At 28.4% G+C, this 19,088-nt stretch carries 22 protein-coding genes; 15 read left to right on the top strand and 7 right to left on the bottom strand.

Features of this window, described 5'->3' with window-relative positions; genetic code table 11:
* The 12 genes from IC173_RS01495 (at nt 1) to IC173_RS01550 (ending at nt 9,967) form a co-directional block, all read left to right on the top strand.
* Nucleotides 1-1,065, top strand: a complete 1,065-nt coding sequence (locus IC173_RS01495) for a phage tail sheath subtilisin-like domain-containing protein (protein WP_227434268.1) — start codon at nt 1-3, stop codon at nt 1,063-1,065.
* 13 nt (nt 1,066-1,078) lie between these two features.
* Nucleotides 1,079-1,507: a phage tail tube protein gene (locus tag IC173_RS01500; protein ID WP_009896262.1), complete on the top strand. Its 429-nt coding sequence runs from the start codon at nt 1,079-1,081 to the stop codon at nt 1,505-1,507.
* A gap of 81 nt (nt 1,508-1,588) precedes the next feature.
* Nucleotides 1,589-2,035, top strand: a complete 447-nt coding sequence (locus IC173_RS01505) for a phage tail assembly chaperone (RefSeq protein WP_227434269.1) — start codon at nt 1,589-1,591, stop codon at nt 2,033-2,035.
* A gap of 26 nt (nt 2,036-2,061) precedes the next feature.
* Nucleotides 2,062-2,229 (top strand): hypothetical protein, encoded by a 168-nt coding sequence (locus tag IC173_RS01510; protein WP_227855065.1) that lies wholly within the window; start codon nt 2,062-2,064, stop codon nt 2,227-2,229.
* Complete coding sequence (locus IC173_RS01515) at nt 2,229-4,544, top strand: hypothetical protein (protein WP_227855066.1); 2,316 nt, start codon at nt 2,229-2,231, stop codon at nt 4,542-4,544. Before IC173_RS01510 ends, IC173_RS01515 begins: the two co-directional genes overlap by 1 nt.
* Nucleotides 4,544-4,966: a hypothetical protein gene (locus IC173_RS01520; protein WP_227434272.1), complete on the top strand. Its 423-nt coding sequence runs from the start codon at nt 4,544-4,546 to the stop codon at nt 4,964-4,966. The genes IC173_RS01515 and IC173_RS01520 overlap by 1 nt, the downstream gene beginning before the upstream one ends.
* Nucleotides 4,967-5,237: 271 nt before the next feature.
* Nucleotides 5,238-6,722 carry an NlpC/P60 family protein gene (locus IC173_RS01525; protein WP_227434273.1) on the top strand — a complete coding sequence of 495 codons (1,485 nt, stop codon included), beginning with the start codon at nt 5,238-5,240 and terminating at the stop codon, nt 6,720-6,722.
* Nucleotides 6,723-6,736: 14 nt separating this feature from the next.
* Nucleotides 6,737-7,063, top strand: a complete 327-nt coding sequence (locus IC173_RS01530; protein ID WP_227434274.1) for a DUF2577 family protein — start codon at nt 6,737-6,739, stop codon at nt 7,061-7,063.
* Nucleotides 7,063-7,494, top strand: a complete 432-nt coding sequence (locus tag IC173_RS01535) for a DUF2634 domain-containing protein (RefSeq protein ID WP_227855067.1) — start codon at nt 7,063-7,065, stop codon at nt 7,492-7,494. The genes IC173_RS01530 and IC173_RS01535 overlap by 1 nt, the downstream gene beginning before the upstream one ends.
* Nucleotides 7,487-8,539, top strand: coding sequence for a baseplate J/gp47 family protein (locus IC173_RS01540; protein ID WP_227855068.1), 1,053 nt, complete (start codon nt 7,487-7,489; stop codon nt 8,537-8,539). The genes IC173_RS01535 and IC173_RS01540 overlap by 8 nt, the downstream gene beginning before the upstream one ends.
* A complete protein-coding gene (locus IC173_RS01545; protein ID WP_227434277.1) occupies nt 8,536-9,153 on the top strand; it encodes a putative phage tail protein in 618 nt (205 codons plus the stop codon). Before IC173_RS01540 ends, IC173_RS01545 begins: the two co-directional genes overlap by 4 nt.
* Before the next feature lies 1 nt (nt 9,154).
* Entirely contained in the window at nt 9,155-9,967 is an 813-nt protein-coding gene (locus IC173_RS01550) for a phage tail protein (protein ID WP_227836131.1), read from the top strand.
* A gap of 129 nt (nt 9,968-10,096) precedes the next feature.
* Here the strand turns inward: IC173_RS01550 and IC173_RS01555 are convergent, their stop codons facing one another.
* Together IC173_RS01555 and IC173_RS01560 are read right to left on the bottom strand one after the other, a co-directional pair.
* Entirely contained in the window at nt 10,097-10,552 is a 456-nt protein-coding gene (locus IC173_RS01555; protein WP_227434279.1) for a hypothetical protein, read from the bottom strand.
* A 235-nt stretch (nt 10,553-10,787) separates the two neighbouring features.
* Nucleotides 10,788-11,198 carry a helix-turn-helix domain-containing protein gene (locus tag IC173_RS01560; protein WP_227434280.1) on the bottom strand — a complete coding sequence of 137 codons (411 nt, stop codon included), beginning with the start codon at nt 11,196-11,198 and terminating at the stop codon, nt 10,788-10,790.
* Between the two features lie 298 nt (nt 11,199-11,496).
* Between IC173_RS01560 and IC173_RS01565 the strand changes: the two genes are divergently transcribed.
* Both IC173_RS01565 and IC173_RS01570 read left to right on the top strand, forming a co-directional pair.
* A complete protein-coding gene (locus IC173_RS01565; RefSeq protein ID WP_227434281.1) occupies nt 11,497-11,706 on the top strand; it encodes a helix-turn-helix transcriptional regulator in 210 nt (69 codons plus the stop codon).
* Between the two features lie 37 nt (nt 11,707-11,743).
* On the top strand, nt 11,744-11,953 hold the full coding sequence (locus tag IC173_RS01570; RefSeq protein ID WP_227434282.1) for a hypothetical protein: 210 nt from the start codon (nt 11,744-11,746) through the stop codon (nt 11,951-11,953).
* Between the two features lie 231 nt (nt 11,954-12,184).
* Here IC173_RS01570 and IC173_RS01575 read toward each other — a convergent pair whose 3' ends face one another.
* From IC173_RS01575 to IC173_RS01590, 4 genes are all read right to left on the bottom strand, one after another.
* Complete coding sequence (locus IC173_RS01575) at nt 12,185-12,526, bottom strand: helix-turn-helix domain-containing protein (RefSeq protein ID WP_227855069.1); 342 nt, start codon at nt 12,524-12,526, stop codon at nt 12,185-12,187.
* A 498-nt stretch (nt 12,527-13,024) separates the two neighbouring features.
* Nucleotides 13,025-13,411 (bottom strand): hypothetical protein, encoded by a 387-nt coding sequence (locus tag IC173_RS01580; protein ID WP_227855070.1) that lies wholly within the window; start codon nt 13,409-13,411, stop codon nt 13,025-13,027.
* Nucleotides 13,412-13,453: 42 nt separating this feature from the next.
* Nucleotides 13,454-15,523 carry an MFS transporter gene (locus IC173_RS01585; protein ID WP_227855071.1) on the bottom strand — a complete coding sequence of 690 codons (2,070 nt, stop codon included), beginning with the start codon at nt 15,521-15,523 and terminating at the stop codon, nt 13,454-13,456.
* A 13-nt stretch (nt 15,524-15,536) separates the two neighbouring features.
* Complete coding sequence (locus tag IC173_RS01590; RefSeq protein ID WP_227855072.1) at nt 15,537-16,079, bottom strand: TetR/AcrR family transcriptional regulator; 543 nt, start codon at nt 16,077-16,079, stop codon at nt 15,537-15,539.
* Between the two features lie 260 nt (nt 16,080-16,339).
* Between IC173_RS01590 and glpK the strand changes: the two genes are divergently transcribed.
* Nucleotides 16,340-17,854 (top strand): glycerol kinase GlpK, encoded by a 1,515-nt coding sequence (glpK, locus tag IC173_RS01595; protein WP_227855073.1) that lies wholly within the window; start codon nt 16,340-16,342, stop codon nt 17,852-17,854.
* 113 nt (nt 17,855-17,967) lie between these two features.
* Here glpK and IC173_RS01600 read toward each other — a convergent pair whose 3' ends face one another.
* Nucleotides 17,968-18,597, bottom strand: a complete 630-nt coding sequence (locus tag IC173_RS01600) for a TrkA C-terminal domain-containing protein (protein ID WP_227855074.1) — start codon at nt 18,595-18,597, stop codon at nt 17,968-17,970.
* Nucleotides 18,598-19,088 lie beyond the last annotated feature (491 nt).

Raw genomic sequence — 19,088 nt, forward strand, 5'->3', positions numbered from 1 at the left:
ATGGCTATAGGATTACCAAGTATCAATATATCATTTAAGGAGCTAGCTACAACTGTTAAAGAGCGTTCAGCTAGAGGAATAATTGCAATGGTGCTTAAAGATACCAAAGCACTAGGATTTAATGAAATACATGAAAAAGAAGATATACCAGCTGATTTATCTGCTGAAAATAAAGACTATATAAATATGGCTTTGATGGGAAATGTCAATGCACCAAATAAAGTACTAGTTTATGTGTTAGGAGGAGAGGAAGAGGTTCAAAGTGCCTTAGACTTTTTAGAAACTAAAGAATTTAATTATTTATGTATGCCTAAAGCAATAGAAGCTGATAAGAATGTCATCAAAAGCTGGATAATTAAACTTAGAGATACAGATAAGGTTAAAGTTAAAGCGATATTGGGCAAAGTTGCAGGAAATCATGAGGGAATAATTAATTTTACTACAGAAGATACATTAGTTGGAACAAAGAAGTATAGTGCTGAGGAGTTTACGAGTAGAATAGCTGGTATTATAGCAGGAACACCTTTAAGTCAATCAATAACTTATACTAAGCTTGGTGATGTTATTGATATACCTAAAAGCACTAAAGCTGATGCAGAGTCAAAAGTTAATAATGGAGAGCTTATCCTTATTAAAGAAGCTGGAGCTATAAGAATTGCTAGAGGAATAAATTCTTTAACTGATTTAACTGAAGAAAAAGGAGAGATGTTCCAAAAAATCAAGATAGTTGACACTTTGGATATTATAAATAATGATATAAAGAAAGTAATAATAGACGATTATATAGGCAAGATTCCTAATAGTTATGATAATAAATGTATATTAATAGTAGCTATAAAAGAATATCTAGAAGAATTAGAAAAAGAAGAATTAATAGAAGCTGGTTCAATTATAGATATAGATATAGAATCACAAAAACAGTATTTAAAATCTAAAAATATAGATATATCTAATATGAAAGAGCAAGAACTAAGAGAAGCTAATACAGGTTCAAAAGTATTCTTAACATCAAAAATAAAGATGTTAGATGCTATGGAAGATATAGATTTATCAATAGAAATATAGGAGGATTATTAATATGGCAAATATGGAAGCTAGAAATGTAATGAGTGGTACTTGGGGAGAACTTTGGCTTGATGGAGATAAAGTAGCAGAAGTAAAGAAATTTCAAGCAAAGATGGAATTTACAAAGGAAGATATTATAATAGCAGGTCAAATGGGAACTGATACGAAGTATATGGGATATAAAGGAAAAGGTTCAATAACTTTATATCATGTCAGCTCAAGAATGCATAAATTAATAGGAGAAAAGATAAAAAGAGGTTCTGAACCTAGATTTGTAGCTATATCTAAGCTAAATGACCCAGATTCTTATGGAGCGGAGAGAATAGCAGTAAAAAATATAGCTTTTGATGACTTAACTTTAGCTGATTGGGAAGTTGGAGTAAAAGGAGAAATAGAAGCTCCTTTCACATTTACTGAGTATGACTTCCTTGATATAATTTAGTTTTATCTGGATAGTTAGTAAATATATAGTTAATAAATGCTGTTAGTTAATAGAAATTGATTGATAAAGGAGTAGATAATAATGAGTGAAAATGGATTATCAAAAAATATAAATATAGTAGACTTACTTTTAAATGTAGATACAGAAAATTTAGAAAGACCAAGTACTATAGTTGAACTAAAAAGATTATCTAATATATTTGGCCAAGAGTTTAAAGTAATGTGTAGAGCATTGACAATAAGTAAAGATGAGGAGATACAAAATACTTGTCTTAAAATTGATGAAAATATGAAAACGGATATAGACTTACCAGAGATGCAGATGCTTACAATTATAGAAGGTGTTTGTGATTTAGATGGAAAGCTTTTATTTAAAAACAAGGAATTAATGAGTAAATTTAAGGCTCCAACTCCAAAGGAATTAGCAAGAAAGCTATTGTTACCAGGTGAAATTACTAATCTATACAGAATCCTTCAAGATGTAATGGGTTATGGTAAAAATGCAGTCATAGAAGAGGTAAAAAACTAATAGGGACGGATACCAAGACCACAATAATGTATTATTATTGGAAGACAAAAGGTATTAGACCGTCCCTTTTTTATGCAATGGATAAAGGCGAATTAAAGATTATTGAAGCTTTTTTCGCCTTAGAAATTGAAGAGGAAGTTGAAAAAATGAAGCATGGATACGGAGTTTGTCCTTTGACAGGAGGTGGTATATAGTGGGTAATGTAAGAGAAGAAGGTATAAATATGTATCTTACAGATAATTACACTCCAAAAATGAAGCAAATCATATCAGTTACTGAGACTTTTAGAAGAGTTACTGTATCTGTTTCTCCTTCAACAAATGCAATGGCAAATAATATTAAGAGTTCTATGGCTAGCGCAAGTAGTAGTATAAGTAGTGTAAATTCTTCTATAAAAAAAATGAAAGATAGCATAAAAAGTGTAAATTCTTCTATAGAAAAAATGAATGCAAGTATGAATAATTCAAATTCATCAAGTAAAAATTTTAGTGAAGATTTAGGGACAATTGGAAGAGAGGCAGAAAAGGCTAGAAGTAAGTTAGTTAGATTATCACAAATTGCAAATAGTAAAAAAGGAAGGGATACACATCCAAATGCAAGATCCCAAAATAATAATTCTGAGGTTAATAAAGACGAGCGTAATAAACCTACAAAAATAAAAACTGTACAAGAGATTGTTCAGCGAGTTAAAACTAGAACAATAGATGTTCCCAAAAAAATGGTTACTGATAAATTACCTGGACTTAAGAATAAAATTTTTAACAGCAGAGTAGTGATGGATGTAAAAGGAAGTAGCAGCGTCCAAAATATACTAAATATATTAAGTAAAATTAAAAATAGTAAATGGATTAGTGCCATTTCAGTTAAAGACTTAGCTAAAAATGTTTTAATAGGTACCTTATCAAAATTAAAGCAATTTGCTGGGAGAGTGTGGAGTGGAGCTATTTCAATAAAAGATAAAGCAAGTAGTGTATTAGGAGGAATAAAAGACAAAATATCTGATATTACTAATGGATTTTCAGTAGGTGAAGCTGTAAAAAAAGGTGTAGATTTAGTAGGTAAAGGGCAAAATCAAAAAGCTGTTTTAACTAATGTTGTTCAAAGAACTACAGGAATTAAAAATAAGGCTAAAGCTAAGTCTGAAGCTAATGATTATTACGATGATATAGTAAAAGATGTTGCATTAAAAACACCCTTTGATCCTAGTGAAGTTATTTCAATGAGTACTAAGGCAATGATGATTGGTGGAGGAGACGCTGGTAAATCAAAGAAGATAACTCAGGCTATGGTAGATGTCAGAGCATTAAATATGGATACCAGTAGTGAACAAGATGTGTCAGCAGCTTTTGTAAGTGCATCAAAGGGTAATATGGATGCACTAAATACTTTGGTTGGAGAAAATTATAAAACATTTGATGATGCACTTAAAGGTATAAAGGAGAAGCAAAATGGATTAGCTAATGAAATGGCTTCTACAATTCCTGGTTTATTATCTAGTGCATCAACTTACATTGATATGGGATTGAATAACATGATTGAACCATTTGATACTATATTACAAGGTGGATTAGAAAAGATAAATTCATTTTTAGAAAAAGTACCACAAAGTTTGGGTGGATTTTCTCAAAAAGTAGCAGATGTAATGAATGGAAAAAAGATTGCTGAAAATAAACAAAATCCAATTGAAACTCAGACAGCTACAGCACTAGGGCATATTCCAGGGGCAATAGGTAATACAGGTCAGATGCTTGCTCAAAATATTGATTTTACAGCATTAACAAATTCATTACTTCCTATAGTAAATCTTGTTAACGGATTATTAGACAGTATAAACAATAAATCACCAGTTGCACAAGGTATAATAAGTATATTTGGTACTGTAGTAACAACTGCATTTCAATTGATTGGACCTGTTGTAGAAGCCGTCAGCCCAATTATTACAAGAATTTTTACTTTTTTAGGAGAATATGCTCCTCAAATAAATAATTTTATAGAAACATTAGGAGTTATATGGAAAACAGTATGGGAGACATTAGGGCCTTTGTTAGAAACGGGATGGAAAATTGTAGAGCCAATATTAGGAGCTTTCTTTAACATATTAGATAAAGTGTGTAAAATAGTTAAAGATATATGTAAGTGGTGGCAAACTATGGTTAATAAGATAAAGAATGGAAGTATTACAGGAACTGTTTTAAAGTTAGTGGAAAAAAGTAAAAAAAATTATAAAGAGGATCCATATGCTGGAACAAAGGCTGGTGATTCTGGTAAAAATAATGCATTTGGTTTAAATTATGTACCATACAATGATTTCTCAACAAGACTTCATGAAGGTGAAATGGTTTTAACTAAACAAGAAGCAAATCAATATAGAAGTGGAAAAAATGGTGGAAATATAAGTATAGCTAAATTAGCTGATACAATAGTGATTAGAGAAGAAGCTGATATTGAAAAAGTAACATCAAAATTAGTTGCAAGCATACAAATGGCACAACTAGGAGGTGTTTTATAATGGAAATGTGGCTTAGACAAGCTGAAGATAGATTCAGATTTCCAGTAATACCATCCTCAATAAGTATAAATGGAAAAGCAACTATAAACTCATCAAATATACTTAAAGTTGGAGAAATAGCGACCTTTGGAGGAGTAGCCCTTAGAAGTATAAATATATCTAGTTTTTTTCCAAATAAGGAATACTCTTTTTGTAATTATAAAGGATTTCCATCACCGTATGATTGTGTAAATAAAATTCAAAGGTGGATGAATGAAGGTTTCATATTGAGATTTACAGTTACAGAGACAAATATAAATATGGAAGTGATAATAGAAGGTTTTAGCTATGAAGAAAAAGATGGTACAAGAGATGTGTACTTTTCATTGGATTTAAGAGAATATAAAAGACTACAGATACCTAGAGCAAATCCTAAAAAGTAGCGTAATTGTTATAAAAAATTACTCAAAGTTTAAACAAAAAGGTAGGTGATTTTTTATTATAAAGATTTGGGTACACATAAAAAACGGAAATATATATGATATAAGCAATATTGTAGATACAGTTTCTTGGTCTGGAGACTATAAGTCTCCATCACGAACATTAGAGTTTTCAATAGTACAGTCAGCTTCAGATATTAATTTTCAGCAGATTGATATTCCAATAGCTAGTACGATTTGTTTTTATGTAGATGAAAAAGAACTTTTTAGAGGAATGATAATTAATAGGTCTAAAGACTCAAGTAGTGTTAACATCAATTTTACAGCTAAAGATATGGGATTTTTACTTTTACAAAGTGAAGTGTCATATAATTTTAAGGACAAGTTAGTAGAGGATATTGCAAAGCAAGTATTTGCAGATAATAAGCTTGCAATTGGTAATATACCAAAGACTAATGTAAAATATACTAAAATGTTTATATCTGTAAATGGATATGATACCATAATGAGTGCTTATACAGAAGCAAGTAAGACTACAAAGAAAAAATATATGATAGAAGCTAATCTTGATAAATTTAATGTTATTGAGAAAGGAACTGTTACATTAAATGTTACTTTTGAAGAAGGATTTAATCTTATCAATACAACTTTTTCAGAAAGTATGGAAAATGTAAAAAATAAGGTATTGGTAGTTGACCAATATGGTAATAAGATTAGTGAGAAGGTTAATGATTCGATATTTAAAGAAGTAAATGTAATAATGCAAAAAGTTATACAACAACAAGAAAATAGTACAACAGATGTAGAAAGTGAGTTTAAAGGAATTGAAAGGACTTGTTCTCTAAAAGGATATGGAGACATAAGCTGTGTAACTGGTAGAGGAGTAAAAGTAAAAGATTCATATACTAAGTTAGTAGGGTTATTTTATATAGATACAGATAAACATACATGGCAAAATGGAGATTATCAAATTGAACTAGAACTTAATTTTCAAAATATTATGGATGAAAAGTCTGTAGGGCAAGATGAGCAAAAGGAAATTGTTGATAGTGGTGATGGTATTATGAATGGGAATGAGGTTAAAGCTTTATTTACTGCATATTATCCTGCAAATAATTCTATGGAAGGTGGACTTTATGATGCACAAGGAAATAGACTAGACCCTAAAAAGAATACTTGCGCAGCACCAAAGAGTATAAAATTTGGAACAAAGATACAAGTAAAGGGAACTGGTACATCTAGAGATGGAAAAGTTTATACTGTTACTGATAGAGGAGGAGCAATAAATATAAAAAATGGAGTGTATCATTTTGATATATTGATGGCTAGTAATAAAGAATGTAATGCTTGGGGTAAAAAGAATGGAAAAGCAGTTATAGGAGATGGCACTTACTCTATTAATTCATCAGGAAAAGCTAAGACAGTTATAGATGAGGTTATGAAGCATAGAGGAAAAGCTTATAAGTGGGGTGCCACTGGTCCAAATAGGTTTGATTGTTCTGGTCTCATGGTATATTGTTTCAATAAAGTAGGGGTAAAATTACCAAGAACATCTAAAGAACAATCTAGATATGGAAAAGATGTAGGTAAAAATAATTTACAACCCTCAGATTTAGTGTTTTTTGGAAAAGAAGTTCATCATGTTGGGATGTATATAGGTAATGGAGAATTTATACATGCTCCAGGTACTGGAGATGTGGTAAAAATAAGTAAATTAAGTAAGAGAAAAGATTTTCATAATGCAAAAAGAGTTCTATAAAAGGTGGTGATATAGTGGCTAATCCAATCAATGAATTTATTGGAATAATGAGAGAAGAAGGTAAATTTCATAATGAACCTTCTTTTTTTGTTGGAATAATAGTAAATAAATTGCCTGATTTAAAAGTATCAATGAACAATATAGTTTTAGATAAAGATAATTTACTTATAGACTGTTGGTTGTTTGATAGAGCGACAAGGGATTTTATAACAAAACAGTCTGATAATCATACTCATGAATTGAATGAACCACTTACTAGTCAACTCAATAAAGGAGATACAGTAATAATGTTTAAAGTTGGAGAAAAATTTGCAGTAGTAAGTAAGTTGGTGAGTTTATAATGTCTAACATAATATTTCCATTTATAGGTGTTCCAGAGGATTACAGAATTCCTAAAAAAGAAGAATTAGGATTATTCCATGAAGTAGCATGGGACTTTGAAAAAGACGAACCAATATTAGAAAATGGGGATTTTAAGACTGTTGAAAAAAATGAGGCCATAAGAGTTTGGGTTTATAAGTGTATAAAAACAAATAAATATGAACATGAAATTTACTCAAATGATTATGGAACTGAATTGACTGATTTAATAGGGCAAAAGTACAGCAAAGGTCTTACAGAAAGTGAAGCATCTAGATATATAAAAGAAGCTTTATTGATGAATCCATACATTCTACAAGTAAATGTATTAAATACTAACTTTAAAAAAGATGTATTAAGTGCAGATATAAAAATATCCACTATCTATGGGGAGGTGGAAATAAATGTATAGTGAACAAACCTATGAAGTAATAAAAAATAGAACTCTTAAAAATATAAATCTAGATGTTTATAAAGGAGAAGGCTCTTTTTTAAATGATATGGTTTCTGGAAATAACTTTGAACTTGCTAAAATGTATGTTGAACTTTCTAATATACATAAAATGGCTTTTATTGAAGATACTTATGACCAGTTATTAGATAAAAGAGTAAATGAGTTTGGTGTATATAGAAAACTTGGTAGTGAAGCTACTGGGGAAGTAGAGTTTATAGGGGATAATGGTGTAGAAATAGCAAATGGAACAATTATCTCTTATAAAGATTTATTATTTGTAGTAATAAAGGATGTTGTAATTGGTGATGAAGAAGGAAATATAAGTCCAGTTCAAGCATTAGAAATTGGAACTAAATACAATCTACCATCTGACTGTGAATTTAAGTTAAATGACACTATATTTGGTGTTGAAAAGATAACAAATATAAATAAATTTTCAGGTGGTACAGAAATTGAAACTGATGAAGAATTGAGAGAAAGATTTTTCAAAATACAAAAGAATCAGGCAACAAGTGGAAATAAAGCTCATTATGAAGAATGGGCTCTAGAGGTTGATGGTATATATAATGCAAAGATATATCCAAGGTGGAATGGCGCTGGAACAGTTAAAGTTCTTCTATTTGGTCAAAATAATCAGTCTGTTGAAGAAGAAATAATAAATAAATGTAGAGAACATATTGAAGAAGAAATGCCAATAGGGCCAACCTTAACAGTAACTACTCCAGTACCTATAAATATAAGTATAAGTGCTTCTATGGAATTAGAAGGGGGATACACTTTGGATATGGTAAAAAATAGCTTTTTGGAAAATATAAATCAGTACTTTAGAACCATAACTGGAGAAATTGTTTATACAAAAATTTTGGGTATTTTAATAAGTACTTCTGGAGTTCATGATTTAAGTAATTTACTTGTAAATAATTCAACAGATAACATAAAAATTGAGGATGATAAAATACCTAGTGTTACAACTTTAAATTTTAGTGAGGTGGAAGTTTTATGAAATTAATTGATAAACTTCCATCATTTTATAAGAATTATATAGTTGAAGCAATACAAAACTCTTATGATACTGAATTATCTTTATTGAAGGAAAATATTGATGATACTATAAATCAAATGTTTGTTGATACATCCACATGGGGTCTTGATATGTGGGAACAAATACTTTGCATTCAAAATAATGAAGATTTAAATTATGAAACTAGAAGAAGTAACATAAAAGCCAAAATACGAAGTTTAGGAACAACTAAAATAAAGGTTATAAAAAACATATGTGAGGCCTATACAAAGACTAATGTTGAAGTAGAAGTTCTTAGCAATGAATTTATATTTATACTAGAATTTGTAGTTAATAATTGTAGTTATAATTCAATTGTAGAGTTAGATAAAGTATTAGAAAGTGTAAAGCCATGTCATTTAGAACATAGGTTTAAAATGATTTTGTTGAATAAAAATGAATTGTTTTGTGGAACTGCTGTAAATACAGGAGAAACAGTTACTGTATATCCATGGACACCATCAAATATAGATATATTTGGAGAAATAAGTATTACTACAGGAAATGATAGAAGTATGGAAAAAGTAATATTATATCCTAAACAGGAGGCGATATAAATTGGCAGAACAAAAATATTATACAATTTTGACTAAAGCAGGTAAAGCATCTATTGCAAATGCTACTGCTCTTGGCAAAAAAGTAGACTTAGTGAAGTTACAACTTGGAGATGGTGGAGGAAATGAATACAATCCAACAGAGGAACAAACATCTCTTAAAAAGGTTGTTTGGGAAGGTGATATAAGTAATGTAAAAATAGACGATGAAAATTCTAATTGGATAGTTATAGAAACTGTAATACCAGGTAGTATTGGTGGATTTATGATAAGGGAAGTTGGGATATTTGATTCAGATAATAAGCTTATAGCTATATCTAAATATCCAGAGACTTATAAACCAACTGTTGATTCTGGAAGTGTAAAAGATTTAATTATAAGAATTATTTTGGTAGTTTCTAATACATCAAGTGTAAATTTAAAGGTTGACCCAACTGTTATTTTAGCAACTTTGAAAGATATGCAAGAACTAGATAAGAAAATAGATATAACTAAAACATTTTTGACAAATGATATAGAAGCTGCTAAAACAGAGTTAAATACTAAAATTGATGACAATAAGATAGAGATTAATAACAAAGTAGGGGATACAACTTTACTCAATACGACAGATAAAACAAGTCTTGTAAATGCAGTGAATGAGGTAAAACAAGGTCTTGATAGTATAGAAACAACAGCAGAGAAAACAAGTTATGATAATACAGTAAGCAAACTTAATTCTACTAATGTCCAAGGGGCAATAGATGAGTTATGTGTTAGTGTAAACACTGCTAGAGTGAGTTTAATAAATGATATAAAAGATATGTTACCAATTTAAAGGTTATAACTTTAAATTGGTAACAATGGTTAGTAGAAGCAACAACATATACTAGTAAAATTAAAAAAATATATAAATATAAAAGAGGTAGCATTTAATGCTACCTCTTTTTATAATTAAACTATAAAATTATTGTCTGTTAACTAAAATAGCTATTTTAGCATCTGGATTATAACTTATTTGAACCATTTGATTTTTCTTAATATGTTCAAGGTCTTCACCACCATAAGCAATTTGTAATTTAACTGGTAGTTTACCTTGTTTTATAATAGCAACATACTCTTTTTTACCTTTTTTCTCTAAACTAATCAAATTGCCAACATAAGGTTTAAAGTTTTGATACTTTTTACTAGAATTTCTTATGTAGAAGAAAGCACCAACAGCAATAACTAAATTTATGCCAAGTGTAACCCAAGAATTGATTTTCAGCATAGCTCCAGCGATTATTATCACGAACATTAAAACGATAGGTAATATAGCCTTCTTAAGAAGTAATTTACCCATTATTTCATTAGCCTTTTTCTCAGGGCCACTCATAGTTTTTGATCTAGCAAATGATTGCGCGAATTTGTCTTTTAAGCCCATTTTATCCTCCTAATTTTAATAAATATTTAGTTATAATAACGAGAGATTACTTGAAACTAAAAATTTACTACATTTATATTATGTTTGACTTTTGTATAAATAATTACATTCAAGTAAAGCAAAATATACTAATTATTTTATCATAAAACTATAAAAAAGAAAATAAATGAAATAAAAATATTAGAGCAAAGAAATGATGTAAAATCGTATCAAAAGCAACATAAAAATTATTTATCTATTTTTTATCTTTATTTTTATCATACTCAGTTTTTTCAAAATCTTTCTCTTTTTCATATTCATGAAGTTTTAATTCAATCATACCTTCTATTTTTGCTCTATCATAATCACTTAGTTTTCTAAAATTTTTTAAAAGTTTTATTTCATTAGAACTGATGCTATTAAATGGATAGTTTGGTGAGGAATCGCAAATTAAATTTGATTCTTGTGATATATTATCTCCATTTAATAGCCAGTCTACAGAAACATTAAATATATCAGCTATGGATTTTAATATCTCATAATTTGGTTTTCTAATATTTCTTTCAAATTTACTCAAATTATCACAGTTTAACATTTCTTCTAATTCATATTGCTTAAGGTTCTTTGTTTTTCTTAAATAAACAATTCTTTCTCCTAAAGTATCCATAAACACTCTCCATTCAATTAATGTCAGAAAGACTTTTTAAAATATAGATAGTTGCAAATTTAAGGTCAAAATGACATAAAAAATATTGACTTAAGGTCAAAATGACTTTATAATTAATTTAATGATACGAAATTACATCCTAATTTTAGCACAAAGTAATCAAAAAATCTTATTTAGTATTAAATAAATTCATGTACTTAATATTTGTACATATTTAAAAAATATACTAAACAGAGGGAGGTGTATAAGTTTAATAATAAAAATAAATATAAATTATTTAGAAAGGGAACTTGATTAAATGGATACTCGAAAAAAATGGATACCTTTTTTGGGAATACAGGTCAAGCAAAGGCTTATTGAATTAAACATGACTCAAAGGGAATTAGCAAAAAAAGTCGGTGTTAATGAAAACTATTTGTCAGCTATTTTAAATGGCAGAAGGACAGGAAAAAAATATAAATCATCAATTTATCAATTGCTTAATATAGAATACTCAGAAGAAGATTAATATTAATAACTAATATATGAAGAAGGGACATATTCTTATGTGTAAATTAGATTCAGATGGAGTAATAGAGTGCTGTAGAGCAATTGATGATTTTATTACAGCTCTCAATGGTGTACGAAGTTTAAACATGGAAAAATTGGATATTTTAACTAAATATTCTACTTCATGCTCAATCCTTCTTAAAGAGGAAAATTACGAAGGATGTACAATTGTATATAAAAAGATGTTGGAAGAATTAAAGACGTAAGTAATATATTAATTAGAGATAGAAAGAATTACATAGTGATATAGAATATTTTTAAAAACATATAAAAAACATATAAACTAAAATATGGATATGTTAATTCAACTACAATAAATGTATTTGTAATTAAATCATAGTTTATTTGAGCAATTTAATATCCATATTTTAGTTGCCAATTTATCACAAAAAAAGAATCTCTACAAATGATGTAAATTCGTATCAAATTATGTATGTTTAAACTGGTTTATCGTTATCCTCAGTAGGAGAATGTTTTTCTAATTCTTTATATTCAGATATCTTAAACTCTAGCATTCCTTCTATTTTTATTTTATCACGTTCATTCAATTGCCTATAGAGGTTTAATACCATCATTTCATCATCAGTTACATGTAGATTATACAAATAATCTTCCCTATTTTCTTTAACACTATTATTGGAGTTTACTTTTTCTTTTCCATATAGAAGCCAGTCAGTGCTAACATCAAAATAATCAGCTATTGACATTAATATATCGCAATTAGGCTTTCTACCTCCAGTTTCAAACTTACCTAAGTTTTCAAATTTTAAAATGTCCATAAGTTTACGCTGGGTAAGTTTTCTGGAGTTTCTCAAATAAGCAATTCTTTTTCCTAAAGTATCCATGAAACACACTCCTTTCTTTTTATAAATAAAGTCCAGATGACATTAAAAATCGAGGTATATTCCTTTTGTTTTATAAAATTACTAAAATAAAGTCTAAATGACATTTTGCTTAAATTAATATACTCATACTATGATTTTAACATATTATAATTGAAAATATATGGTTTATTTTGATTTATAGATATCTTTTAATAGACAAAAGTAGATATTGAAAATAAAATAGTTTCAATAATATATTTTATAGATTACTTTTAAAGTATACTTGGGTATGAAAATATAATTTTCTAATAATGAAGAATATATATAAATTATATTAAGGATAGATATTAGAAAGAGAATAGTATTATACTGTAGTTTATATTAGTTAAAGATAAAGAATTTCAAATGTTTAAAATATAATATAGGCTTACAATATAATACTATTGGATTTGTTTATCTAGTTTTGTTTTCTTTATAGAATAACAATACTATGAATGCAAGTAAATTTACGCAAAAAACTGTTATATACATCTGTCTAAATCCTAAATTTAGAGTAGATTGTAGTGTATTTTCTATTTTTGTTTTATTGTTTTCTATAGAATTTATATAATCTAGTTTTGACTTATTAAAAGCTTTTGGTATTTCATCTTTTAATTCCTGTGTTTTTGCTAGAACTAATTGAAGCGATTTTTTCTGTTGTTCCATTGTGTCAAAACCTTTTTCCATGTCTTGTTTTTTATTTATGGAATCATTTAATTTTCTCTGAAGTTCTTTCTTTTGAGATTCCATGTTTTTAAGTTTTTTACTTAATTCTTTTCTTTGAGATTTAGTTTTTTGCAATTTGGTATTTAACTCAGCTCTTGCTTTTTTTAGTTGTTGTATTTAAGAATTTAGAGCTTCTTTTTTTTCATTTAAATTTTGTTTATTTTCACTAGAATTGTTATTTTTATTTTCTGTAGAATCATTTTTATTACTGTTTGAGTCAGAATTACTAGTGTTATTTTGCTCTTGATTATTTGATGAATTTTCATTATCAGAAGGAGTAGTACCCTGTGGTATTGTAGGTATTTTATTATAAGCAAGTGTCATTTCATTTATAGCTTTATCTTGTTTTTTTATACCTTGTTCCATACCTTTTATGCCTTTATCAGTGCCAGCGATACCTTTTTTTATTCCAGCTATTCCTTGATTAATACCAGTTCTAGCTTTTATCATATTGTCAATACCAGTTTGAATTCCTTTGATGCCACTGTTTAGTTTGTTTTCACCTTCTTCAATACCATTTATTCCACTTTGAGTACCATCTATTCCTTTTTGGACATTTAATTCTATTTTCGTAATTACAGAAGGAACTTTTTCATCAAACATTGTTGTTGATATTTCTTTTGTGATGTTGGTAATATTGGTTGTATCTGCTGATTGAACTTTGTCTAGTAAGTATTTTGGGAGTTTGCCATCTGTCATATCCATATTAATACTTGATGAATCGTTCATGTTTGGTATAGAAATATTTTTCAAATTCTTAGCCATTTCTGGGTCTGACTTTAAATCATCTATCATAGTTTCAAGTTCTTCAAGTTGAACTATTTTAGGTGTTGATGGTTTACCAACTATATCCATAATATTATCCTGTACAGATAATCCCGCATGTGCTATAAATCCAATCATTATTGCAGGTGAAATTGAAGTTCCAATTGAACGTATCAGAGACAGTGTTGCAAGTGCAGAATTAGATTCTTCTATTTTTGTATTTGAAAGCATCATGTAATTTAAAGGTGTTCCCATAGTAAATCCCATTCCTAATCCCATAAATATAAGACTTACACATACACTAAATACTGTATTGGTTTTTAGTGCAATTAAAATCAGATAAAGAGAGCCTATCATAGATACTGAAAATCCAAGTAACAGTATCTTTTTTGCGCCAAACTTATCAATAAGTTTTCCGCTCAAAGGAGCGGCAATACCTGCAAATAATCCTAATATAGCAACAAAATATCCACCAGAACCAGCATTTATTTTTAATGCATTTTCAGCATATTGTGGAACAAATACCATACCCATCATTCCAATGCCAACAATTAAAGATAAAATGAGTACTATTAGTATTCTTGGATTCAAAAAATATTCGAAATTCAAAATAGGGTCTTTAGCTTTATTTTCAACAAATATAAAAATAGGTATAAGTATTATAAATGTCAATAAATAAGGATAAACTGATGTATCTTGTAGAGAATTTTTAAAATTAAAAAAGTCTATATTCATAAGACCATATAACAAAGATACTATTATACATATCAACATTAATGTTCCTAATTTATCAATTTTCTCTGTAGATGTAGACTTATTATTTTTAATACATAGTATTCCTCCAATAATTATAACCAAGCATATTGGAAGGTTAACAAAAAACAACCACTTCCAATTTTGAGTTCCAAATATACTTAGTATTGTACTACCTATACTTGAACCTAAAATATTTGCTATACCATAAGTTGCTCCAACTAAACCTAAAGCCATACCTCTTTTGTTTTCTGGGAAAGTGGTTCCAAATTCTGCTGTAGCAATTGGCATAATTCCGCCTCCACCAATAGCTTGTATAACACGGCCAATTAGTAAAATGTAAAAGTTGGAAAATAATGATGATAATCCACAGATTAATGAGCCACTACCAAATAGAAATATACTAACTAAATATACATATTTTCTTCCTATTTTGTCTGCTAATTTACCAGAAATAGGGATTACAGATGCATATGTTAGTGTATATATAGTAATCATCCAAATTCCTGTTTTTTCATTTACACCTAGGCTATTTTGTATAATTGTTCTTGCTGGTGATACTATTCCAGTATCAATAGCTCCCATAAATATACCTAAAAGATAAAGAGTGAGTACTAAAAATAACTTTGGATTATTATCTTTGCTTTGAACACTAGTATTAGAATTCAAGGTAAACACCACCTTAATGTATTAATTTTTCAATATACGGATTTAAATCTTCAAATTCTATATGAAGATAGGTTGAGTATGAAAAAAACATTTTGATTATGATATTACATACTAATTTATCATTATTAAAGAAATCTTCTTGTTGTAAAGCTTCATATACTTTATTTGAAAGTTGCTCATGAAAATCATTTTTTTGTTTTTTCATTTCGATAAATCTTTCCATTTCAAAAGTATCTAAAAAATCGTCATATTGAATATTATGAACTTTGTTTATAAAATTTCTTATTTCTGTAAAGATAATATTTAGTTTTTCAATGTAATTATTACTATTTTTATTAGAGTATTCAATTCGCCTTATCAATAAATCCCATTCTGATTTTATAATATATTCTATTATTTCTTGTTTTGATTTGAAGTAATTATACACTGTACCTGCACTTATACCACACCTTTGGGCTATTTTTCTTATGCTAATATTTGAGTAATCTTCTTCCAAAATCATATCTCGAGACACTTTTAGTATATCTTCCTTTACATTTTCTAAAATCTTAGGCATATGACCACCTCTTTCATTAAAATTATTATGAACACTGTTTATTATAAACCTTTAAAATTTATTAATCAATATGCAAGCTATAATGTATAATATTAATATATAGATATGGCGTAAAATAGATGCCTTATTATATAAGTATTTAATCTAATTAGATTTATATTTTTTATATTTAAGCAGGAATATGTACTAAAATTATGTAATATTAGATTTTTCTTTTTAATAAGTTAATAATATTATTATATGATAAGGAGAATAAAATAATGGAAAAGAAATATGTAATGGCACTAGACCAAGGGACAACTAGTTCAAGAGCTATATTATTTAATAAAAAAGGCGAAATAGTAAAAATTGCGCAAAAGGAATTTAAACAGATTTATCCAAAAGCTGGCTGGGTAGAACATGACCCTATGGAAATATGGGGTTCACAAAGTGGGGTAATGAGAGAGGTAATAGAAACAGCAGGTATAAGACCAGAAGAAATTGCTTCAATAGGTATAACTAATCAAAGAGAGACGACCATTGTTTGGAGTAGGTATACTGGGAAACCGATTTATAACGCGATAGTATGGCAATGTAGAAGAACATCAGAAATCTGTGATGTACTCAAAAGTAAAGGATTAGAGGAATCAATAAAGGAAAAAACTGGTCTTTTGATAGATGCATATTTTTCAGCAACAAAGATAAAGTGGATACTAGATAATGTAGAAGGTGCTAAAGAAAAAGCAGAACAAGGCGAATTGTTATTTGGTACTATAGATACATGGTTAATATGGAACTTAACACGTGGGAAAGTACATATAACAGATTATTCAAATGCATCTAGAACAATGATGTACAATATAAATAACTTAGAATGGGATAAAGATATATTACGAGAATTAGATATACCAATAAGTATGTTGCCAGTAGTAAAACCTTCTAGCTATGTCTATGGGCATACAGATGAGCGTATGTTATCAGGGGCTAAAATACCTATTGCTGGATGTGCAGGAGACCAGCAAGCAGCCTTATTTGGCCAACATTGTATTGAAGAAGGTACTGCAAAGAATACTTATGGAACAGGTTGCTTCTTACTTATGAACACGGGTAGCAATATAGTTAAATCTAAACATGGTTTGCTTACAACGATTGCTTGGGGTGTTGATGGAAAAGTAACTTATGCATTGGAAGGAAGTATATTTATTGGTGGAGCATCTATCCAATGGCTTAGAGATGAACTTAAAATGATTGAATCTGCAAGCGACAGTGAATTTTATGCAAATAGAGTAGAAGATACTAATGGTGTGTATGTAGTACCTGCATTTACAGGTCTTGGTGCTCCATATTGGGATATGTATGCTAGAGGTTCAATATTGGGTCTTACAAGAGGTGCAAAAAAAGAGCATATAATTAGAGCGACATTGGAATCAATTGCATACCAAACAAAGGATGTATTAGAAGCAATGCAACATGATTCAAAATTAAAATTAAAGTCATTAAAGGTTGATGGAGGAGCCAGTAATAATAATTTCTTAATGCAATTCCAGTCAGATATACTAAATGTAGATATAGATAGGCCTAAAATAGTAGAAACTACAGCTTTGGGGGCTGCTTATTTAGCAGGATTGTGTGTAGGATTCTATATTGGAAGAAATGAAATTACATCAAAATGGTCAGTCGAAAAAGAGTTTAATCCAAATATGAGTGAAGAGAAGAGACGTCGATTATATAAAGGTTGGAAGAAAGCTGTATCAAGAGCTTTAAGTTGGGAAAAAGAAGATGAGTCAGAAATTTAAAGGTTAGATGTGTTTAAACTTAAAAGTAGGGCTTTGTAAAGCTCTACTTTTTTATTTTTACTTTTTTATTCTCAAATTTATATTTCTGCATAGTTGTAACCAAATAGTATAATCTATTTTTCATTTTCGTATAAAAACATTGGTATAGAATTATAAATATGCTGGTCTCCAACAACCAAAAGAATATCTCCCTCTAAAAATTCAATATATGGACCAGGAGAGATTATAAGTTCCTCACCTCTTTTGATTGCAACAATTGTAGCGCCTGTATTTTGCCAAAACTTAGTTTGTGCAGCTGTTTGGCCAATGTACTTACAATTAGAATTTATTGTGAACTGAACGGGCACTAAGGGGTTTATTATTTCTAGTCTATTAGAATAATCTATAATTTTATTTATAGTATCTAAGATTTCATTTTCTAGATTTGATTTAGTATCTATTAAATTGTAAAGTGTTGATTTATATGATGATATATTTGTAATGTCTCTATATTTTTTTATAAAAGAAGAAGCTTTGTCTGGTGATAGTACAATAACACCTTTACCTTTTATGCTTTTAACAACGCCAATATCTTCTAAAATTTTAACAGCTCTTCTTATAGTTTCTGGTGATACATTGTATTTACCAGCCAAAGCAGAGCGTCCAAACAATACTGAATCTTCCTGTATTTCACCTGTATATATTTTATTTGCAATATCCAAAGCTATCTTTTGGTATATCGGCATAGTATAGTTTTTTTCCATTGTTTTTCCTCCAATATAAAATTTATGTTAAAAAATATATAATCTTAATAATACTATTGTATAATTTATAAATTTATATGTCTACATTATGTACAAATATTGTCGTCTTTTTAACATAATATTTTAACATGCATTTAGTATACATATTTAAATTTTTCCATTCAAAGTATGAAATGAAGTATTTAAGGGAATGTAAAGACATTCTATGGACAAAAATAAATAATTATATAGATGAAATAAACAAATGAATGAAAAAAAACACTTCTGTCTTGCATACAAAGTTATTAAAATTGAAAAATGCTTTAAAAATGAAAGTTAAAAGCTATAATTCATCTATAAATAATTAATTATTAACTAAAAAATGGGAAAAATGTTTTTGAAAAAGAAGTACAAATGAATGTCGATTTAAATTAATTGCAAAAAAATTCCTTAAATGGTAAAATTATATTAATTAAATGTATTAAAATAGTTGAAAAAATAGATTGCATACA

It is taken from the genome of Clostridioides sp. ES-S-0048-02 (assembly GCF_020658495.1).
Taxonomy (GTDB): Bacteria; Bacillota; Clostridia; order Peptostreptococcales; family Peptostreptococcaceae; genus Clostridioides.